At 43.4% G+C, this 17582-nt stretch carries 17 protein-coding genes and 1 tRNA gene; 11 read left to right on the top strand and 7 right to left on the bottom strand.

Features of this window, described 5'->3' with window-relative positions; genetic code table 11:
- Nucleotides 1-242, top strand: a 242-nt coding sequence (locus tag IGQ44_12325; GenBank protein ID HIK38762.1) for a photosystem II D2 protein (photosystem q(a) protein), incomplete at its 5' end; no start/stop codon positions are given.
- A 64-nt stretch (nt 243-306) separates the two neighbouring features.
- Here IGQ44_12325 and gatA read toward each other — a convergent pair.
- Nucleotides 307-1752 carry an Asp-tRNA(Asn)/Glu-tRNA(Gln) amidotransferase subunit GatA gene (gene gatA, locus IGQ44_12320; GenBank protein ID HIK38761.1) on the bottom strand — a complete coding sequence of 482 codons (1446 nt, stop codon included), beginning with the start codon at nt 1750-1752 and terminating at the stop codon, nt 307-309.
- 148 nt (nt 1753-1900) lie between these two features.
- Between gatA and IGQ44_12315 the strand changes: the two genes are divergently transcribed.
- Both IGQ44_12315 and IGQ44_12310 read left to right on the top strand, forming a co-directional pair.
- Nucleotides 1901-2446, top strand: coding sequence for an RDD family protein (locus IGQ44_12315; GenBank protein ID HIK38760.1), 546 nt, complete (start codon nt 1901-1903; stop codon nt 2444-2446).
- 55 nt (nt 2447-2501) lie between these two features.
- Nucleotides 2502-3857, top strand: a complete 1356-nt coding sequence (locus IGQ44_12310) for a UDP-N-acetylmuramoyl-L-alanine--D-glutamate ligase (protein ID HIK38759.1) — start codon at nt 2502-2504, stop codon at nt 3855-3857.
- A gap of 146 nt (nt 3858-4003) precedes the next feature.
- Here IGQ44_12310 and psbU read toward each other — a convergent pair whose 3' ends face one another.
- Nucleotides 4004-4429 (bottom strand): photosystem II complex extrinsic protein PsbU, encoded by a 426-nt coding sequence (psbU, locus tag IGQ44_12305; protein ID HIK38758.1) that lies wholly within the window; start codon nt 4427-4429, stop codon nt 4004-4006.
- Nucleotides 4430-4785: 356 nt separating this feature from the next.
- Nucleotides 4786-4896 carry a PetM family cytochrome b6-f complex subunit 7 gene (locus tag IGQ44_12300; protein HIK38757.1) on the bottom strand — a complete coding sequence of 37 codons (111 nt, stop codon included), beginning with the start codon at nt 4894-4896 and terminating at the stop codon, nt 4786-4788.
- A 72-nt stretch (nt 4897-4968) separates the two neighbouring features.
- On the opposite strand from IGQ44_12300, the gene IGQ44_12295 reads away from it, so the two are divergent.
- The 3 genes from IGQ44_12295 (at nt 4969) to IGQ44_12285 (ending at nt 11403) form a co-directional block, all read left to right on the top strand.
- Nucleotides 4969-5973 carry a folate-binding protein YgfZ gene (locus IGQ44_12295; protein HIK38756.1) on the top strand — a complete coding sequence of 335 codons (1005 nt, stop codon included), beginning with the start codon at nt 4969-4971 and terminating at the stop codon, nt 5971-5973.
- Nucleotides 5974-6179: 206 nt separating this feature from the next.
- The gene (locus IGQ44_12290; GenBank protein ID HIK38755.1) at nt 6180-8903 is read left to right on the top strand and encodes a response regulator; all 2724 of its coding nucleotides are present in this window, start codon (nt 6180-6182) and stop codon (nt 8901-8903) included.
- Nucleotides 8904-9129: 226 nt separating this feature from the next.
- Entirely contained in the window at nt 9130-11403 is a 2274-nt protein-coding gene (locus IGQ44_12285; protein ID HIK38754.1) for an EAL domain-containing protein, read from the top strand.
- Nucleotides 11404-11428: 25 nt separating this feature from the next.
- Here the strand turns inward: IGQ44_12285 and IGQ44_12280 are convergent, their stop codons facing one another.
- The gene (locus tag IGQ44_12280) at nt 11429-11905 is read right to left on the bottom strand and encodes a response regulator (GenBank protein HIK38753.1); all 477 of its coding nucleotides are present in this window, start codon (nt 11903-11905) and stop codon (nt 11429-11431) included.
- A 602-nt stretch (nt 11906-12507) separates the two neighbouring features.
- Nucleotides 12508-13323, bottom strand: a complete 816-nt coding sequence (rsmA, locus tag IGQ44_12275; GenBank protein ID HIK38752.1) for a 16S rRNA (adenine(1518)-N(6)/adenine(1519)-N(6))-dimethyltransferase RsmA — start codon at nt 13321-13323, stop codon at nt 12508-12510.
- Between the two features lie 67 nt (nt 13324-13390).
- Here rsmA and IGQ44_12270 point away from each other — a divergent pair, with 67 nt between their 5' ends.
- Together IGQ44_12270 and IGQ44_12265 are read left to right on the top strand one after the other, a co-directional pair.
- Nucleotides 13391-14038, top strand: coding sequence for a bifunctional phosphoribosyl-AMP cyclohydrolase/phosphoribosyl-ATP diphosphatase HisIE (locus IGQ44_12270; protein HIK38751.1), 648 nt, complete (start codon nt 13391-13393; stop codon nt 14036-14038).
- 109 nt (nt 14039-14147) lie between these two features.
- On the top strand, nt 14148-15290 hold the full coding sequence (locus tag IGQ44_12265; GenBank protein HIK38750.1) for a hypothetical protein: 1143 nt from the start codon (nt 14148-14150) through the stop codon (nt 15288-15290).
- 13 nt (nt 15291-15303) lie between these two features.
- Here IGQ44_12265 and IGQ44_12260 read toward each other — a convergent pair whose 3' ends face one another.
- Nucleotides 15304-15594 carry a hypothetical protein gene (locus IGQ44_12260; protein HIK38749.1) on the bottom strand — a complete coding sequence of 97 codons (291 nt, stop codon included), beginning with the start codon at nt 15592-15594 and terminating at the stop codon, nt 15304-15306.
- Between the two features lie 59 nt (nt 15595-15653).
- Nucleotides 15654-15725, bottom strand: a tRNA-Gln gene (locus IGQ44_12255).
- Between the two features lie 298 nt (nt 15726-16023).
- Here IGQ44_12255 and IGQ44_12250 point away from each other — a divergent pair.
- From IGQ44_12250 to IGQ44_12240, 3 genes are read left to right on the top strand one after another with little or no spacing between them, the layout of a single operon-like run.
- Entirely contained in the window at nt 16024-16740 is a 717-nt protein-coding gene (locus IGQ44_12250; protein HIK38748.1) for a 4-vinyl reductase, read from the top strand.
- Entirely contained in the window at nt 16737-17105 is a 369-nt protein-coding gene (locus IGQ44_12245; protein ID HIK38747.1) for a hypothetical protein, read from the top strand. The genes IGQ44_12250 and IGQ44_12245 overlap by 4 nt, the downstream gene beginning before the upstream one ends.
- A 9-nt stretch (nt 17106-17114) precedes the next feature.
- Nucleotides 17115-17579, top strand: coding sequence for a phycobilisome protein (locus IGQ44_12240; protein ID HIK38746.1), 465 nt, complete (start codon nt 17115-17117; stop codon nt 17577-17579).
- The last annotated feature ends 3 nt before the right edge of the window (nt 17580-17582 follow it).

The following is a 17582-nucleotide window of genomic DNA, read 5'->3' as shown; positions in this document are numbered from 1 at the left end:
TTGTGCCGGTAACCGGCCTGTGGATGAGTGCTATCGGCGTGGTAGGATTGGCCTTTAACCTGCGCGCCTATGACTTCGTCTCCCAGGAGTTAAGGGCGGCAGAAGACCCCGAGTTTGAAACCTTCTACACCAAGAACATACTACTAAACGAAGGATTGCGCGCCTGGATGGCGGCCCAAGATCAACCTCACGAAAAATTCGTCTTCCCAGAAGAAGTACTGCCTCGTGGTAACGCCCTCTAATTCCTAACCACAAGCTATGGACAGGCCCCCCCGGGGGGCTTTTTTTGTGGGTTATGGGAAGTTATTAGCTAGGGGGGGTATGGGTGTGCCAGTCGGTGACCTGCTGATAGGCGTAACCCACCCTAAACAACAAGTCTTCCCGTAGGACATTGCCAATCAGTTGCATCCCCACCGGCAAATTCTGGTGGTCAAAACCACAGGGGATGCTAATCCCGGGCAACCCAGCCAGGTTTACAGGGATGGTCATCAAGTCGGACAAGTACATACTGAGGGGATTAGCGGTTTTCTCCCCAGCTTTGAAGGCCGTGGTGGGGGAGGTAGGGCATACCAAAACGTCCACCTGGGTAAAGGCGTTGTCAAAATCCTGTCTAATAAGGGTACGGACCTTTTGGGCTTTCAGGTAATAGGCGTCGTAATAGCCGGCAGAAAGGGCATAGGTGCCCAACATAATCCGACGTTTTACCTCTGCACCAAATCCCCTTGCCCTGGTTTTGGTGTACATCTCCAGGAGATTATCTGCATCCTCCCGTAGGCCATACTTAACCCCATCGTAACGGGCAAGGTTGGCACTGGCTTCCGAAGGGGCAATGATATAATAGGTGGGCAAGCCATAACGGAAACGGGGACAAGACACCTCTTTTACTTCCGCCCCCAGTTTTTCCAACTCCTTGACGGCCTGGGTAACCCTGTCTGCCACCTGACTGTCTAAACCGGAGGCAAAGGTCTCTGTGATTATACCTATTTTGAGACCCTTTAGGTCGGTGGTAAAATATTGGGTATAGTCGGGCACCTCTATTTTTAGACTAGTGGAGTCATGGGGGTCATGGCCGGCGATGGCCTGTAATAAAATGGCAGTGTCCTCTACTGTACGGCCAAAAGGCCCGATTTGATCCAGAGAAGAAGCATAGGCCACCAAGCCAAAACGGGAAACTAAACCATATGTGGGTTTTAGCCCCACTACGCCACAAAAGGAGGCGGGTTGACGGATTGAACCCCCCGTGTCCGAGCCCAGGGCCACTACACACTCTTTCGCCGCCACTGCCGCCGCTGAGCCTCCTGATGAGCCCCCTGGCACCCTTTCCACATCCCAGGGGTTAGCAGTGCGTCCATAGGCGGAGTTTTCCGTAGAGCTTCCCATGGCAAATTCGTCTAGATTTGTTTTCCCTACTATCACCGCCAACTGCTTTCTGAGTTTTTGGGTTACCGTTGACTCATAACAGGGGATAAAGTTCTCCAGAATCTTGGAAGCACAAGTGGTAGGGATGCCCCGGGTGACAATGTTGTCCTTTACAGCAATAGGGATTCCTGCTAATGGCGGAAGCTCCTCCCCCTTGGCTATTTTCTCGTCCACCTGTCTTGCCGTTGCCAATGCTTCCTCCCTGGTGACACACAAAAAGCTTTTCAGTTTTGGCTCTAATTGCTCTATCCTACTCAGGTATTCCTCTGTAATCTCTACTGCCGAACGCTCCTTATTCCTCAGTTGATTCTGTAGCTGCTTAATAATACTCATGAAACTCAGAAAGGTAAGTAGGGGACAATAATATTAAATCATCCCCCGGCAACAAGTCATATTCTGGGAAGAGGCAACTGCTAGCTGCTATACTTAGATAGGGACTAGCAAGGCCCCCTTCGCCTGGACTGTGTCAGGTTGTACTCCTATGTACCCCCAAGAAGTCAAATACCGTCGTGCCCCCAATCTGGAGCGTCGATTCTATGCCTTTCTCATCGATTATATCACTGTTTGGCTGTTCTCCTCCCTGGTGAGAAATATTTTTTTGGAATTTATTGTCTTTGTTTTTCTTTGGTTTATCCTCAGGGTGATTGTAGTTTCCGTCAACAAAGGGCAAAGTTTAGGGCGGTGGGCAATGGACTTGAAAATCATGGATGCTCGTTTTCAGAGGATTCCGCCGGCACACATTCTAGCAAAAAGGGAGGCCATTATTGCCTTTATTTCCTTCCTGGCGATGGTTGGTTTGAAAATCAATTTCCATGACTTCCTTTTAATGCTTCTGTTACTGGTGCCGGTTATCCTGGACGGTATTGGTGTTTTAATAGATGAGGAGGGGAAGCGCGCTTTTCATGACCGTTTTTGTGATACCATTGTTGTTCCTACTCAACGGGGAATCTCTTTGGATTTAAAAATCAAAAAACTCTGGCGTCAGGCAAAACAAAATTGGCTCTCTAGGGAAACAAATAGGAGATAATCTTTAAAATCACAGGGATAAAAGCTAGAAAAACTTTCATTTGTTCGGACCATCGATGAGTAAAGTTTTTGTTATAGGTTTAGGAAAATCAGGATTAGCCGCCGCCAGACTCCTACACAAAAAAAATTATCAGGTAACTGTTTACGATAGTAGCCAATCCCCCTCCCTCTTAAGCCAAAAGGAAAACCTAGAGAAGGAAAAAATCACTGTCAAACTGGGAAGTTTACCCTCCCTGGAAGAGAATATACCAGACTTAATTGTAGTTAGCCCAGGAGTGCCTTGGGACATACCCATACTGGAAAAGGCACGCGCCCTAGGCATTAAAACCATAGGGGAAATGGAGTTGGCATGGCAGTATCTCAAAGACTACCCCTGGATTGGCATAACTGGCACTAACGGCAAAACTACCACTACTGCCCTGGTAGAGGCTATCTTGAAAGCTGGGGGATTCAAAACCAAAGCCTGCGGAAATATTGGCTATGCCGCCTGTGATTTAGCCCTAGAAGCAATCACCAACCCCCTAGACTGGGTGGTAGCGGAAATCAGTAGCTATCAGATAGAATCCTCCTTTGAATTATCACCCAAAATCGGCATCTGGACTACCTTCACCCCTGACCATCTAGAAAGACACAAAACCATTGAAAACTATCATCGCATAAAAGCAACTCTCCTGGAACGCTCACACTTAAAAATCCTTAACGCTGACGACGCCCATCTCTACAACTTCGGCTTGAATCTACAGTGGAAAAATGTACACTGGACTAGTATAAGAGGCAAAGAATACCTGTTAGGAGATTTGGAAAAGGGTGTTTATCTGGAAGACTCCTGGATTGTCGCCTTCAGAGAATTAATTGCCCCCGTTTCCATCTTTAAAATGGTAGGCAGACACAATCAACAAAATCTCCTCATGGCAATAGCCGCCGCTAGACTGGCTGGTGTAGATAAACAGGCTATTGTAGATGCCATCTCCACCTTTAAAGGAGTTCCCCATAGGCTAGAATTGGTTAGGACTATTAATGGGGTGGATTATATTAACGACAGCAAAGCTACTAACTACGATGCCGCCTTGGTGGGATTGGATGCCGTTGAGGCACCTGTCATTCTCATTGCCGGCGGGTTGGCCAAAAAAGGGGATGACACCGGATGGATAGCCAAAATCAAGGAAAAATGCGCCTTTGTCCTACTCATAGGCGACGCCGCCCCCTCCCTTGCCCAGCGCCTCAGTCAGGCTGGCTTCAGTAGTCACGAAATTGTAGAAAATATGGCTAAGGCTGTGCCCCGTAGCAGGGAAATGGCAGAAAAATTCAATGCTAGAGTGGTCCTCCTTTCCCCCGCCTGTGCCAGTTTCGACCAGTATAGCAGTTTTGAAGAAAGGGGTGACGATTTCCGTCAGTTGTGTTATAGTCTATAGGAGGGAGATTATACCCTTCCTATCATTTGTGTAAATTAGGGGGGTTGTCCCCCCTCTTGGCCGAGTGGTAGACCCTTCATCTAGGTCTCAACCCCTTGGGGGGGGCCCCCCTTGTGGTTTTGACTGGGTTTGACAACCAATAAACACTAGTAAACACCGGGATTGTAACGCTCATCCCCTTCATTGAATACGGGGGAGGGAGGGGTGACTACAAAGTTGTCCAAGTTGGCTTGTAGTCTTTGTTTTTGCGCTTCGGTTAAGCCAGGGATGTTTAGTACATCCTCTACCTTCTCATAGGGGGCATTTTGGATTATTATACTAGCTAGTTTGGGATAAAAGCCTCTCAACTGGCGAAAGTCACGCACGTCACTGTTGTTGAGGTCGATTTTTTGACCTATCTTTCTCAAAACTTCATCTGCCTCATTGCGACGAGTAGTCTCCGCTGCCAAAACCCGAGGGGTGGTTTCCATGACAGTGGTTACATCTACAGCCTTAGCCGGAGACACCGCCACTGAAGTCACCAGGAAAAAAACAACCCCCACCATCCAAACAACTCTACGCCACATTTTCATGAATTCCTTACCTCCAAAATCCTATCTTTTCTCCTGAGTTTATATCTGTTTAAGTTATTGCACTCTAGCTTATAAATTATAAAATCCTATCCCTCTGGCAGCCCTTTGGAAAAAGCCGCCTCGATCCCCACTGGGGTTACAATAGGGCGGCGGGCGGGTTGACACCACCATGCATGGGCAAGTACCAATTAGACAAAACTAATTGGACTAAACTAATTAGACTGACTACTGGTATCGCCAACCCTCCCCATAGCCCCCTGTCCCCCCTTCTTATAGGAATCCATTATAAGATTCTATCAGTCGTTCCCCCTTTTCGCGGAATAAGTAAAGATTTGTAAAGAACACATAAGGAAAGACTATTTGATTTCCCCTGTCAGTTTTAACAAGAGAAACCCCCAGGCTAAACCAATCAAGACAACCGTAAAGCAAAGAATTGCGCCATTAAACAACATGCTTTCCGCACTCATCACATCTCCTCCTCAAACCTGGCATATGTTTTAATGGTGATTAATAGTACCATATAAGGTTGATTTTCGCCCATGACGGCCATCCCTTTTTTTGATTTTACTAACAATGTTTACCTCTGTAATCGGAGTCATTGGGGATTGTTAACCCTTAGTGGCGATGACAGAATTCGCTTTCTTCACAACCAAACTACAAATAATATTCAGGCTTTGAAACCCGGCGAAGGTTGTGATACTGTCTTTGTTACTTCCACTGGCAGAAACATTGACTTAGTCTCCGCCTACGTCAGGCAAGAAGACATTTTATTGCTAGTGTCTCCCGGCGAAAATCAAAGACTTTATCAGTGGATGGATCGTTATATTTTTCCCTTTGATAAGGTACAATTAAGGGACATTTCTTCTCAGTTTAGTATTTTTACCCTCATTGGCAAACAAAGTACACATCTTTTGGCAAATAATCTTTTGGCAAACTGCTTCGAATCTTCAGTCCTGTCTGCCCCTGAATTTCAACACTTTTCAGTTAAAATCGATGGCATTGAGGTTTTTGTCACGGTCGGTTGTAACCTAAAACTCCCAGGATACAACCTTATTGTGTCTAGAGAAAAGGCTGATTTCTTATGGGAAAAACTAGCTAATCTTCCTCTTGAAATAATCGACGAAGAGGCCTGGGAAAGGCTCAGAATACTCAGAGGTAGGCCAGCAGTTTACCATGAATTAACTGAAGATTATAACCCACTAGAGGCAGGTTTATGGCATGCCGTCTCCTTCAACAAAGGCTGTTATATCGGACAAGAAACCATTGCCCGTTTAAACACATATAGGGGGGTAAAACAACGACTCTGGGGCATTAAATTAACCGGAAAAATTAACCCAGACACAGATATCCACATCACAGTGGGAGAAGAAAAAGTAGGGAAACTCACCAGTTATTTCCACACAGAAGAATTGAGTTTTGCCTTGGGATATATTCGCACCAAAGCCGGCGGAGAAGGCTTACAAGTCATTGTGGGGAGTGAAAAAGGAGAAGTGGTGGCATTGCCCTTTATCCGTCATGAATACTATCTAGGGGATAAAATGTAGGTGGGAAAGATTGGGGTTTATTGTTTAGTTTTTATTCAAACTCCCAAAGCAAATATTTCTCCGCCTTCCACAGTGATAACAAAAAACACCTGTCTCCCCATTAATATTCCCCCCCTTAAATAAGATAATTTACAATGAGGGTGAGAAGCAGTTTTTCTCTGGCCGTTGAGTAATATTTCCTTCACAGGGATATACAATGGAGAAAAATGCCCCCAAAATCCATACCCCTAAAATTTGTCCTCACAATACCAGTAGTAATCCAAATTGTTTTACCAGTCACCATTGTAATCTATTTGTCCTGGAAAAATGGACAAAAAGCTGTTGAAAACCTAGTCAGTCAAATAAAACAAGAAGCTTTAGAAAGGGTCGTGCAAAATCTGGACAACTATTTGAGTCTACCCCATAAGCTGAATCAAATAGTATTGGATGACATTCAAAAAGGAAGACTGAATATCTATAACCTGGAAGATGCCGCCGCATACTTCTGGAAAAAAGCAAAACTATTCCCCCAATTAACTTTTATAGGCTATTATCTACAGGATAGAAGGGGTGCTGGTGCTGGCCGTTGGTATTCAGACTATGATGGCATAGTAGTATCCCGTCATTCCCCAAACAGTTTGGCAGACTACACCCATGCCACTGACGGGGAAGGAAATATTCTCCATCTACTGGAGTCTGACGACTATGACCCCATTGTGGACGAATTTTACACCCAAACCCTCAAAGCAGGAAAACCTATTTGGAGTGACGTTTATGTGACAGAGTGGGGAAGGGAAGGAAGAATTACCGGCGGCTATTTAGCTATTTCTGCTAATCAGCCCATTTTTGACAAGCAAAATAACAAAATATTGGGGGTTATAAACATCGATATTTCCCTGGATAGCCTCGGCGAATTTTTAAGAGAAATTAAGTTTAGCCCCTCCTGTGACATTTTAATTGTTGAGCGAAATGGCAATTTAGTCGCTGGTGCCGGTATCCCCGTATCCTGGCAGGGTAAAGATAAAAAATTTTACCGCCATAACCTCAGCAACTTGCCCCACCCTCTATGGCAGCAGTTGGACAAATTTGTGAGAGAAAAGGCTGGAAATTATAAGACAATAAAACAGCAAAAAGACTGGGTATTTTACTTCCAAGGAGAAAAATACTTCATTTCTGTCTACCCCTGGCAAGATGCTTACGGCTTGGATTGGTTGATAATTGCAGCTGTACCCCAGTCAGATTTTTTGGCAGAAATTAACCGCAATATCCGTAACACAATCTTACTATCGATAGTCGTTTTAGTGACTTCCGTATATTCTGCTATAAAAACCGCCCAGTGGTTGGCAAAACCCGTATTGCAACTTGAAAAAACAGCCTCCACAATTGCCAGTGGTAATCTATCATCTCGAATAAAAATTAGTGGCATAAAAGAATTAGAAAAGCTGGCAAATTCCTTCAATATAATGGCAGAAAAATTACAGGACTATTTTGAGCATCTAGAAGAAAAAGTAAAACAACGCACTTTGGAATTGGAAAAAGCAAAGGCTTTGGCAGAAGTGGCAAGCAAGGCAAAAAGCGAATTCCTAGCCAGTATGAGTCATGAATTACGCACACCTCTTAATGCCATTCTCGGCTTCACTCAACTTTTGAGTCGGGATAAGAGTCTATCAAAAGAACATTTAGAAACGATTACCATTATAAACCGTAGCGGCGAGTACCTTCTGACACTGATTAATGACGTCTTAGACATGGCAAAAATAGAATCCGGGAAAATGACGCTACAGACAACGGCGGTGGATATACATCAAACTCTAGAATTGGTGAGGGAGATGTTTCGCGAAAATGCCCATAGAAAAAATTTAAGATTGGAGATAAGAAAATCACAGGATTTGCCCCAAACAGTCAAAACGGATGCCCAGAAATTGCGTCAAGTGTTGGTAAATCTAGTTAGTAACGCCATAAAGTTTACTGACAAGGGTGGGGTTGTTGTCTCCGCCTGGCTAGATTCTGTAGAAGGAAATGGAGAGGCAAACAGGGTAAAGTTGGGATTTGCAGTTAGTGACACGGGAGTGGGAATTTCCCCAGAGGAGATAGGGGATTTATTTCAGCCTTTTGTGCAAACCTCTGCAGGAAAAAATTTACAAAAAGGCACAGGTTTGGGCCTAGCCATTTGTAAAAATTTTGTAGAATTGATGGGGGGTAAGATTACTGTAGAAAGTGAGAGGGGTAAGGGTAGTACTTTCCGTTTTTACATCCTAGCAGAATTGGCCGAACAAAAAAACCCACCCCCCACCACTTCCACTCCCCGTGTTATTGGTATTTCCTCCAAAAGACATTGTAAGATATTGATAGCGGATGATGATAAAAACAACCGGGACATTCTTACCGCCTTGTTAAAGCCTGTGGGATTTGAAGTCAAGGAGGCAGAAAACGGCAAGGAGGCAGTTGCCTTTTGGCAGTCTTGGCAACCGCATTTGATTTGGATGGATTTACACATGCCAGTCATGGATGGTTTTGCCGCCGCCGCCACTATTCGTCATCAGGCTGGGGGAAACACTCCCGTAATTATCGCCTTGACTGCCAGTAGTTTGACAGAAGAAGCTATCGCCAACATCCCTAACACTCACTTGTTTGATGAGATAGTCAGAAAACCCTTCAGGGAAAATGTCATTTTTGAAACGATGGCAAAATTCCTGGGGATTACTTACATCTACGAAAATAGGGAGGATTTAGGGGTTACCCACCACTTGACACCAGAAGACTTATTAGTAATGCCACCCCGGTGGTTGGACCAATTGTACCATGCCGCTGTCCAGTTAAATCGGAGTAAACTCGAGGAATTGTTGACAGAAATCCCCCCCCAATTCCCTTCTCTAATAAAAAAACTTGAAGTAATTATAAGAAATTTTGATTTTGACCATCTTTTAACAATACTTGATGGTATAAGGTAGAGTAGTGACTGGTTGACAAGGCGTCGCGGTTGCACACCCTTTTTCATCTACCATTTCATATCATGTCTTCACTGACTACTGGTTCATGATTATGAGTCTTTATTCCACCTCTGCCCTATCTCTCTAATCTTACCCCCTTGGCATAAATAATCAAGAAATAATCAAGAATAAACCGCACTGTACCCCTATGAAGAAATTGCACAATCGTGACATGATATAGTTGACGATGGAAATTACAAAAAGGCTGGATTTACACGGCAAAACCGTTTTAATAGTGGACGATAAACTAGAAAATTTGAATGTTCTATATAGGACCTTGTCTCGTCATGGCTTTGAAGTGCGGTGCGCTAAGGGAGGGAAAATCGCTCTGAGGGCCCTGGAAAAATTCACGCCAGATCTGATTATTTTAGACATTAACATGCCAGAAATTGACGGTTATCAGTTGTGCAGGGAGATAAAAAAAAATAACAGACTGAGGGACATCCCCGTCATTTTCCTAAGTGCTTTTGATGACGTATTGGACAAGGTAAAGGCCTTCGATGCGGGGGGTTCAGACTACATAACCAAACCATTTGAGGTGGAAGAAGTATTGACTAGGATAAGACATCAACTAGAATTAAAAATAGCCCGCAGACAACTTGAAAATATAAACAAAGAATTAGAGGAAAGAGTTAAACAAAGGACTTGGGAATTGACCAAATTAAACGAACAATTAAGGGAGGAAATTAAAGAGAGAAAACGAATCCAAAAATCCTTGGAAGAGAGTGAGAAGCGTCTGGAGAGTATTTTAAACTCTATGGAGGATGGAGTATGGTCAATAAGTCCAGACTCTCTCACCATTACCTATCTTAACCCGTCAGTGGAAAAAATTTATGGCTACCCCCGTTCATCCTTTTTTACCAACAAGTCCCTGTGGTTGGACGTGGTACATCCAGACGACAGAAGTAGAGTAAAAGAGGCGTTTAAGGCAATGCTGAAGACGGGAAGTCTGGCAGAAGAATACAGGATTTTAAGACGGGGAATAGAAGTGCGTTGGGTGAGTAACAGGGGTTATGCTATTTATGATGAAAGTGGAAAAATAGTGAGATTTGATGGCATAATCAGGGATATAACAGGGCAAAAAAAAGCAGAACAACAGTTAGTACACAGTGCCTTACATGACAGTTTGACTGGCTTACCTAATCGTATTCTATTTCAGGAACGTCTACAAAGGGCAATAAAACAAAGGCGGCGTAATCCAGACTATCTTTTTGCCGTCTTGTTTGTGGATTTAGACCGCTTCAAGTGGATAAATGATACCCTGGGACATATGGTAGGGGATAGATTTTTACAGGAAATAGGCAGTCTAATCTCCCAGTGTTTGGGGGAAGAGGATACATTGGCGCGTTTTAGCGGTGACGAATTTGCTATCCTTTTGGAAAACCTAAATGATGACAATGAGGCCATAATAACAGCTGAAAGTATTTTAAGTCAGTTTGCCAGGCCTTTAGTTGTAGAAAATCATAATATTTTTTCTAGTGCCAGTATTGGCATTGTAATGGGCAATAAGGATTATGACAATGCTGGAGAAGTTATCAGAGATGCCGAGATTGCCATGTATCGTGCCAAGGCTTTAGGCAAAGGGCGTTATACCATTTTTACCCCCGAAATGTACCAGGAGAATCTAAAAATCATCAGGATAGAAAACGACTTGCGACTTGCCTTGGCAAGAGAAGAGTTAGTGGTGCACTATCAACCAATAATTTGTCTAAAAACATCCCAATTAGTCGGGTTTGAGGCATTACTTCGTTGGCGTCATCCACAACGGGGATTTATTCCACCAGACGAATTCATCCCCATAGCCGAGGAAACAGATTTGATTGTGGAAATAGGCAACTGGGTTTTGGCAGAGGCTTGTAGACAACTTGGCATTTGGCAAAAGAAATTCCCCCACGGCGAAAATCTAAGTATGAGTGTCAATGTCGTCAGTAAGCAAATTAAAAATCTTCAAATCCTAGACAAGTTGGAAGAAGTATTAGAAAATACCCTTATCCCAGGCAGCAGTCTGCGACTAGAGATAACAGAAAGCACAATGATGAGTCAAGGAGAAGACACCACTGAAAAATTGCAAAAACTCAGGGAAAAAAACGTTTTACTCAGCCTTGACGATTTTGGACAAGGTTACTCTTCTCTCAGCTACCTCCACCATTTTCCCATAGATACCCTCAAAATCGACCGGACTTTTGTGAGTCAGATGACAAAGGGAAAACAAAATCTAGAAATCATTAAGACTATTATATTGCTTGCCCATGCCCTGAATATGGATGTAGTGGCGGAAGGAGTGGAAAACATTCACCAAGTGAGAATTTTAAAACAATTAGGGTGTGAGTTTGCCCAGGGTTACTATTTCTCCCCTCCCCTAACAGCCGCGCAAGTGGAAGAAGCCATCGCTAGCAAAAAACTCGTTATCTCCCCCCATAAACCGGCAAAACCATCCTCCACTCGTAAAAACCAACCATAAAAACCACCCGCAACCACAAAAACACTTAGCGAGGGGTAGAATTAAGACACTGTTTTAACTGTCGGATTTCCTCCTGTAATTGACGAATCAATTGGGCTTGTCGTCTTAGTGTAATTTGGGTTGCAATACGAGCAAGCAATTCCGGTTTCCGGAAGGGTTTTGTAACATAGTCGGAGGCGCCCAGACTATAAGCCTCCACTAAATGGCTTTCCTCCACACTAGCTGTGAGAAAGATGACAGGTATATCCCTGTATTCCGGGTGAGACTTGATAATACGACATACTTCCAAGCCACTCATTTCTGGCATCATCAAATCCAGCAAGATTAAGTCGGGGGTTAAGACTTTAAGTCTCTCCAAGGCATCCCTACCACTGGTTGCCAGACTAGTCTGATAGTTAGCTGACTCCAGGATAACATTTAATAGTTTCAGATTCTGTTTCAAATCGTCTACTACTAGTATTATAGGTTCGGAAGAAGAATTGATTAATAGGTTATCATCCATAGTACCTTTACACCTATTCTGCTATTATCCATTTAACCACTCAACTGTGTGGAACTTGTTTATTTTTCATATTCCCTCTCTTGTGTTTATGGGCTTGTCCCTACGGGGCTTGTGGGGGTTCTATAATTATCCTAGTATAAAATTGTCTTACCTGTTTTAGTTTTAACTCATAATTTACTATTACTGTGCCTGCCATTTATCATACTTGCCATTATCCAAAGCCTTGGTTTAGCCAACACCGTCAGACACATGATTTTATCACCAACTGTGGAAGACAACTAACTTTATCTCTCTGATGGCCATGATATGATGGAGAGCAAATCGGTATAATGTGTAGTCCGAAAAAACCAAACGGTGCCTATTTTTACTTTCATTCCCAACAGTTTAGACTCTAAGCAAAGAATACTGACAACTCCTAACACTCCATTCTTTCAGATTCTTTTACAGGTTTTTGTTGGGTTAAAAAAAAAGGAAAAAACACCTAACAAGCCCTAATTGTTGGGACAACCATTTTTTTTTTTGAGGTTTAAACCGTTTATTATCTGCCTCCTTTTAGAATTAATCCTCTGCTAACAGTCTCAACATATAGCATCTCCTGTGTTTTAACCTTCACCACAGTCTGGACTATCCGACAAAATGTTACTTAGCAAAATCCAATCTTGCAAGTCCAAATCCTCCGCCCGCACCTGAGGATTTATGTTAAAATTTGCCAGGATTACTTCCAACAATTCTGGCTTAACGATGGGTTTTAGATTATTCTTTAGCATCTTTCTTCTTCCATTAAAACCCATGCGGATAATTTTTTCCAGAAAGGCGGGATTTTTAGGTGGATTATCAATCTTCCTTGGGGTTATTTTCACCACCACAGAGTCTACCTTTGGCGGCGGATAAAATGCCCTTGCTGGCACCTTACATACTATCTCACAGTCTGCCAAATATCTTACCTTAAGGGTAAGAGCGCCGTAATTTTTGTTGCCTGGTTTTGCCACCAGTCTCTCCGCCACCTCCTTTTGAATCAATAAGACAATAAATTCCAACTGTTTTGGCGACGGTTTGCTGATAGTGCCTAGCAATTTTTCTAGGATGGGACCGGTGATATAATAGGGGATATTAGCCACCACTTTGTTGTATTCCAAGAAACCGGGAAAAAACTCCTGCGCCAAGAAATCCCCCTCCAGCAACAGAAAGTTGGACCAGCCGGCGAATTTTGTCCTTAAAAGTTTACACAAATCTCTATCAATTTCAACAGCCAATACTTGGTTCACTTGTGGCAACAATCTTTCCGTTAAAATTCCAGTACCAGGCCCAATTTCTAGTATCCTATCCTCCCTTTTTAACTGGGCAGTTTTAATAATATTCTCAAGGGCAATCTCACTTTTTAGCCAGTGTTGGCCAAATCTTTTTCGAGGCTTAATAATCATAGGCAAATGTTGTGGTATAATGGCCGGAACGGGGAAACAAAATTAGCGCAAATAACGAGGAAAAATGAGCAATTATTCAACCAACCTGAAGGAAGCAGTGCCCATGGATTCCATTAGATACAATGAACAAGGATTAGTACCGGCTATCGTCCAGGATTATCTAGATGGGACAGTACTAATGATGGCATGGATGAGCCCCGAATCGCTACAGAAAACTCTAGAAACAGGAGAAGCGTGGTATTGGAGTCGTTCACGTCAACAATTATGGCATAAGGGGGCAACTTCCGGACACATTCAAAAAATTAAATCCATCCGCTATGATTGTGATAGTGATGCTCTTCTGCTAGTGGTAGAGCAAATCGGGGATACTGCCTGTCACACGGGGGAGAGAAGTTGTTTTCACCAGATAGATAAAACCAAAGCCTCACCCCCAGCTGATACCCTCACAGAATTATTCAAGGTAGTATTTCAACGTCGCCAACACCCCAAGGAGAATTCCTATACCTGTCAACTGTATGAAGGAGGAGATAACAAAATCCTAAAAAAAATCGGCGAGGAGACTGCTGAATTTGTTATGGCTTGCAAAGACGACAATAAAGAGGCTATCGTTGCAGAGGCTGCTGACTTGTTTTACCACACCCTTGTAGCTTTAGCCTACCACCATGTCGATTTGCGTCAAGTATACAAAAAATTACAAGAAAGAAGACGCTAGGACTATATGAACTTTTGTTGCATTTTTGTGGGAAAGTCTGTATCCTATAATACAATGAACCCAGCAGGCGTGGAGTGGCTGTTTCTATGAAGTAGGAAGTAGAGAAATTATGAGTAGAAAAAGGGTAAAAAGTGGAAGTGGCTTTGCTGTTGCCAAGTCGGTTACCAAGTCAAGGGTGAGTGTCAGTGTCAGTCAAGAAACAAAAAAAATCCTAGAAAAGTTAACGAAAGAAACCCAAGAGACTGAGTCAGCTTTGTTGGATAAAATCTTTCAGGGAGACATTGCCATTTCTGGTAACAATCCTGATAGAGTTATCACCATCAAGTCTAGGGAAGACGGGGAGTTGTATGGAGAGGTTTCCCCCAGAAGTTTCACTGAATCAGAGTATCTTCAGGAAAGACTAGAATACTCGGAAAAAAGACAGAAGGAATTAGAGGAGAAAATACAGCAGCTGGAGAGTCTGTTGACGGAGAAAAATAAAGAAAACGAACAAATAGCTGAGAAATTAGAAAGGTTGGTAGCTGAAGATTTGGAGAAGCTGGAGAATTCAGAAAGTAAACGGAGGGAATTAGAGGAAAAAATCCAGCAGCTGGAAGGCTTATTAGCTGAAAAGGCCCGGGAGAATCAACTAATAGCTGAGAAATTGAATAAGCTAGCTGCTTCAGATAGTAAACGAGCGGAAATAGAGAAAAAAGTAAAACAAATGGAGAAGCTGTTAGCAGAAAAAAACGAAGAGAACCAACGTTTACTGGATAATTTGGCTAATAAAATAGCCGCCGTTAGCCGTCTTGAGAAACAACTGGCCAACCAAAAAGAAGAGACAGAAACTCTTAAGAATACCTGGGAGAAAAGACAGCTGGAACTTTCTGAAAAAATAGCGTCTATTCAAAAGGACAATGAAAATCTAATAAAGGAGCTCGCTCGTATTAAAAACCTGGAAGAAGTAGCTACAGAAAAAACAAAAGAAGTTTCCAAACTCCAACTCAAAATAGCCGATTTAGAAAGCAGAAATCGTCAAAAAGAGGAGGAGCAAAAGGGCCTCATAAATATGATAAATAACCTAGAGAGACAGAAAGAAAGTCTGGAAAGAAAAATAGTAAAAGACAGCTATCTTCTGGCAGAAAAGGAAGCATATATATCCCAACAGAAAAATATTATTGAAGGGTTACAAAAGAGAATCGCCGAGTTGGAATCCGTCACCGCCATCGCCGACTACACCCTCAACAAATGGCGCACCCGTTTTTATATATGATTGCTTACAACAGCTAGCCCAGCAGAGGAAGGGTTTTATCCCCTCTGCCTTTCTCTTTTTGTTTTTTGTACAATTTGTGTGAATCTCTATCCCTCACCCCCCCTTTACAAGCAGCCCACTTTGTGCCACCTACACCGGCGCCCCAAGATTCTGGCCCGTACACCCATGGCAGGCTGCCGTTTTCCTTATCCCTTCTCTTTTCTACCTTGTCTCCCGCCCCCTCCCTTATTTTACATAACCCTCGGAGGGCCACCGTCCCCACCCCCGTCTGGCGCCTGTAGGAAAAGTCTTGCCTCACCCCCACAGGACACCATTCTACCCCGGTCGTCGACGAGGGTGAAGGGTTACAGGGGCAAAACCCTACTGGGGCGCTAGGATTCGAACCTAGGAATGCCGGGACCAAAACCCGGTGCCTTACCGCTTGGCTACACCCCATCGCGACTGCCTCTTCTATTATTACTAATTGCTCCCCTGTTTGTCAAGTGGTGTTTACGGTTTTTCCCCCAGTTCGGCTAAGGGATAGTACCTAGGCAGTTGTGACTACAAAAGAAATAAAAAATATTAAAGAATGTGTTTTCTGTAAGAAAATACCCGGATGACCAGGGAAATAAAAAAGCAAATTGTTAAATAAACTTACACAAAGGCACTGAAAACTAGATGAAAAGAAAAAACAAAGGCTAGAATTGGGACAAGAGATATAACTCACTTCAATTAGCCAAAAAGATAAAAACCTATGACTGTTACACCGACTCCATCAAAACAAGTAGTTGCTAAAATAACCAAAAATCTGTGGAAGAGTAAGTATCCCAAAAAACACGACCATTACACCGTGGAAGACTTTTTTTACTTCGATGTGGGAAATGGTACTATCATCGATTGGAATGAGGCGCGTAACGTGCTAGTAACAGAAGACTTCATCATCGGTTTGATTGAAGGCTTGGAAGAAGAAGTTGGTGCCGCCTCCAGTGTAGTAATGTACAACATCGGTAAGGCTTGGGGAATGAGAGATGCTGAATTCTTTGAAAAATGGTTTCAAGAAGAATACCAGTACCCCCAAGATATACACGATATGAACCTACTATACGTGTTGGAAGCCTGGTGGTGGCCTTTTACCGCCCAGGGTTGGGGAAATTGGGAGGTGGATTTGAGTGAACAAAAAAATGGTTTTATGTTTGTAAACATCTTTGACTCAGCGGTGGCACGCACCCTGGGGGACGTTGGCAAACCCGTGTGTCATATCTATGCGGGGTTACTGGCTGGTTTCTTCAGTCGTTTTATCAACAAGCCACTCAACTGTATCGAGATTCAATGCTACTCCATGGGGGAAACCTATTGCAAGTTTCTTTTAGGAAAACAAGATCGAATCGACGCAGCGGCATTCTGGTTGAATGAGGGCGCTAGTGCCCGGGATATTGAAAAAAGACTTATCAATGGGGAATATCTCAAATGATTAACCTGTTGAATGGCAAAACCGTTGGCGACTTCTTCCGAAACGCAAATTGGCAGGGTTTACCACCAACAGGGGCAGAAAAACTGACAACACCACAAGAGGTTTCGCCTCAAGTCAGTCTCAGCCTCACCGTGGAAAGGTTTTTTAGCCTCTATAACTGGAATGGCAAACAAGCTCCGTCTCCTCCCATATCCCCAACCATACTTCCCCTAACTATGAGTGTGGCTGAGTTTTTCCTCCGTATGGGCTGGTATTCCCCCACCTCTAAGCCCCAATCGGCACGAGAAACTCATGACACACCCCTAAACCCACAGGAATGGGGAAAAAAACAAATCAATGTCAAGGATTTATCAGACTTGTTTTAGGAGTCCAGTATGTACCCCCTATTACAGGAGTTAATTCACGAAGCTGAGTCTAAATACCTGCAACAGTCGGATTTACTGCGGTTGATGCAGGAGATGTCAGGTATGCGGCCAAGACTGGCTGTGTACCGGTATTTACGGGACAATGAAGTACATATATTTCAAAAGGTGGCCGATGAGCTGTTGAAACAGCTTCCCCAGGAAAAAACCCGTAATATCGAAAACTGTCTCCGCCACTGGCTATCCATCACCCGCTACAGCGCCATGGCTATGTTGCTCAACAACCCTGAATACCTACAACGCCGTTTACTGGAATGGCTCACTGACATTGTCCGGGTATATGAATACCAACATATATCACAAAAACTACAGGCATTGTTAGTGGAAAGGCTAAAAGAAGAATTGCCCTCAGATGGTTTTAAATACATTGAGCCCTTTTTGAATCAAGCCCAAGCCCACATTCAAAACGTCCAGTAGGAG

The sequence above is a fragment of the Geminocystis sp. M7585_C2015_104 genome, from assembly GCA_015295805.1.
Classification (GTDB): Bacteria; Cyanobacteriota; Cyanobacteriia; order Cyanobacteriales; family Cyanobacteriaceae; genus DVEF01.
Note: the sequence above shows the minus strand (reverse complement) of the source record. Positions and strands in the feature narration are given on the sequence as shown.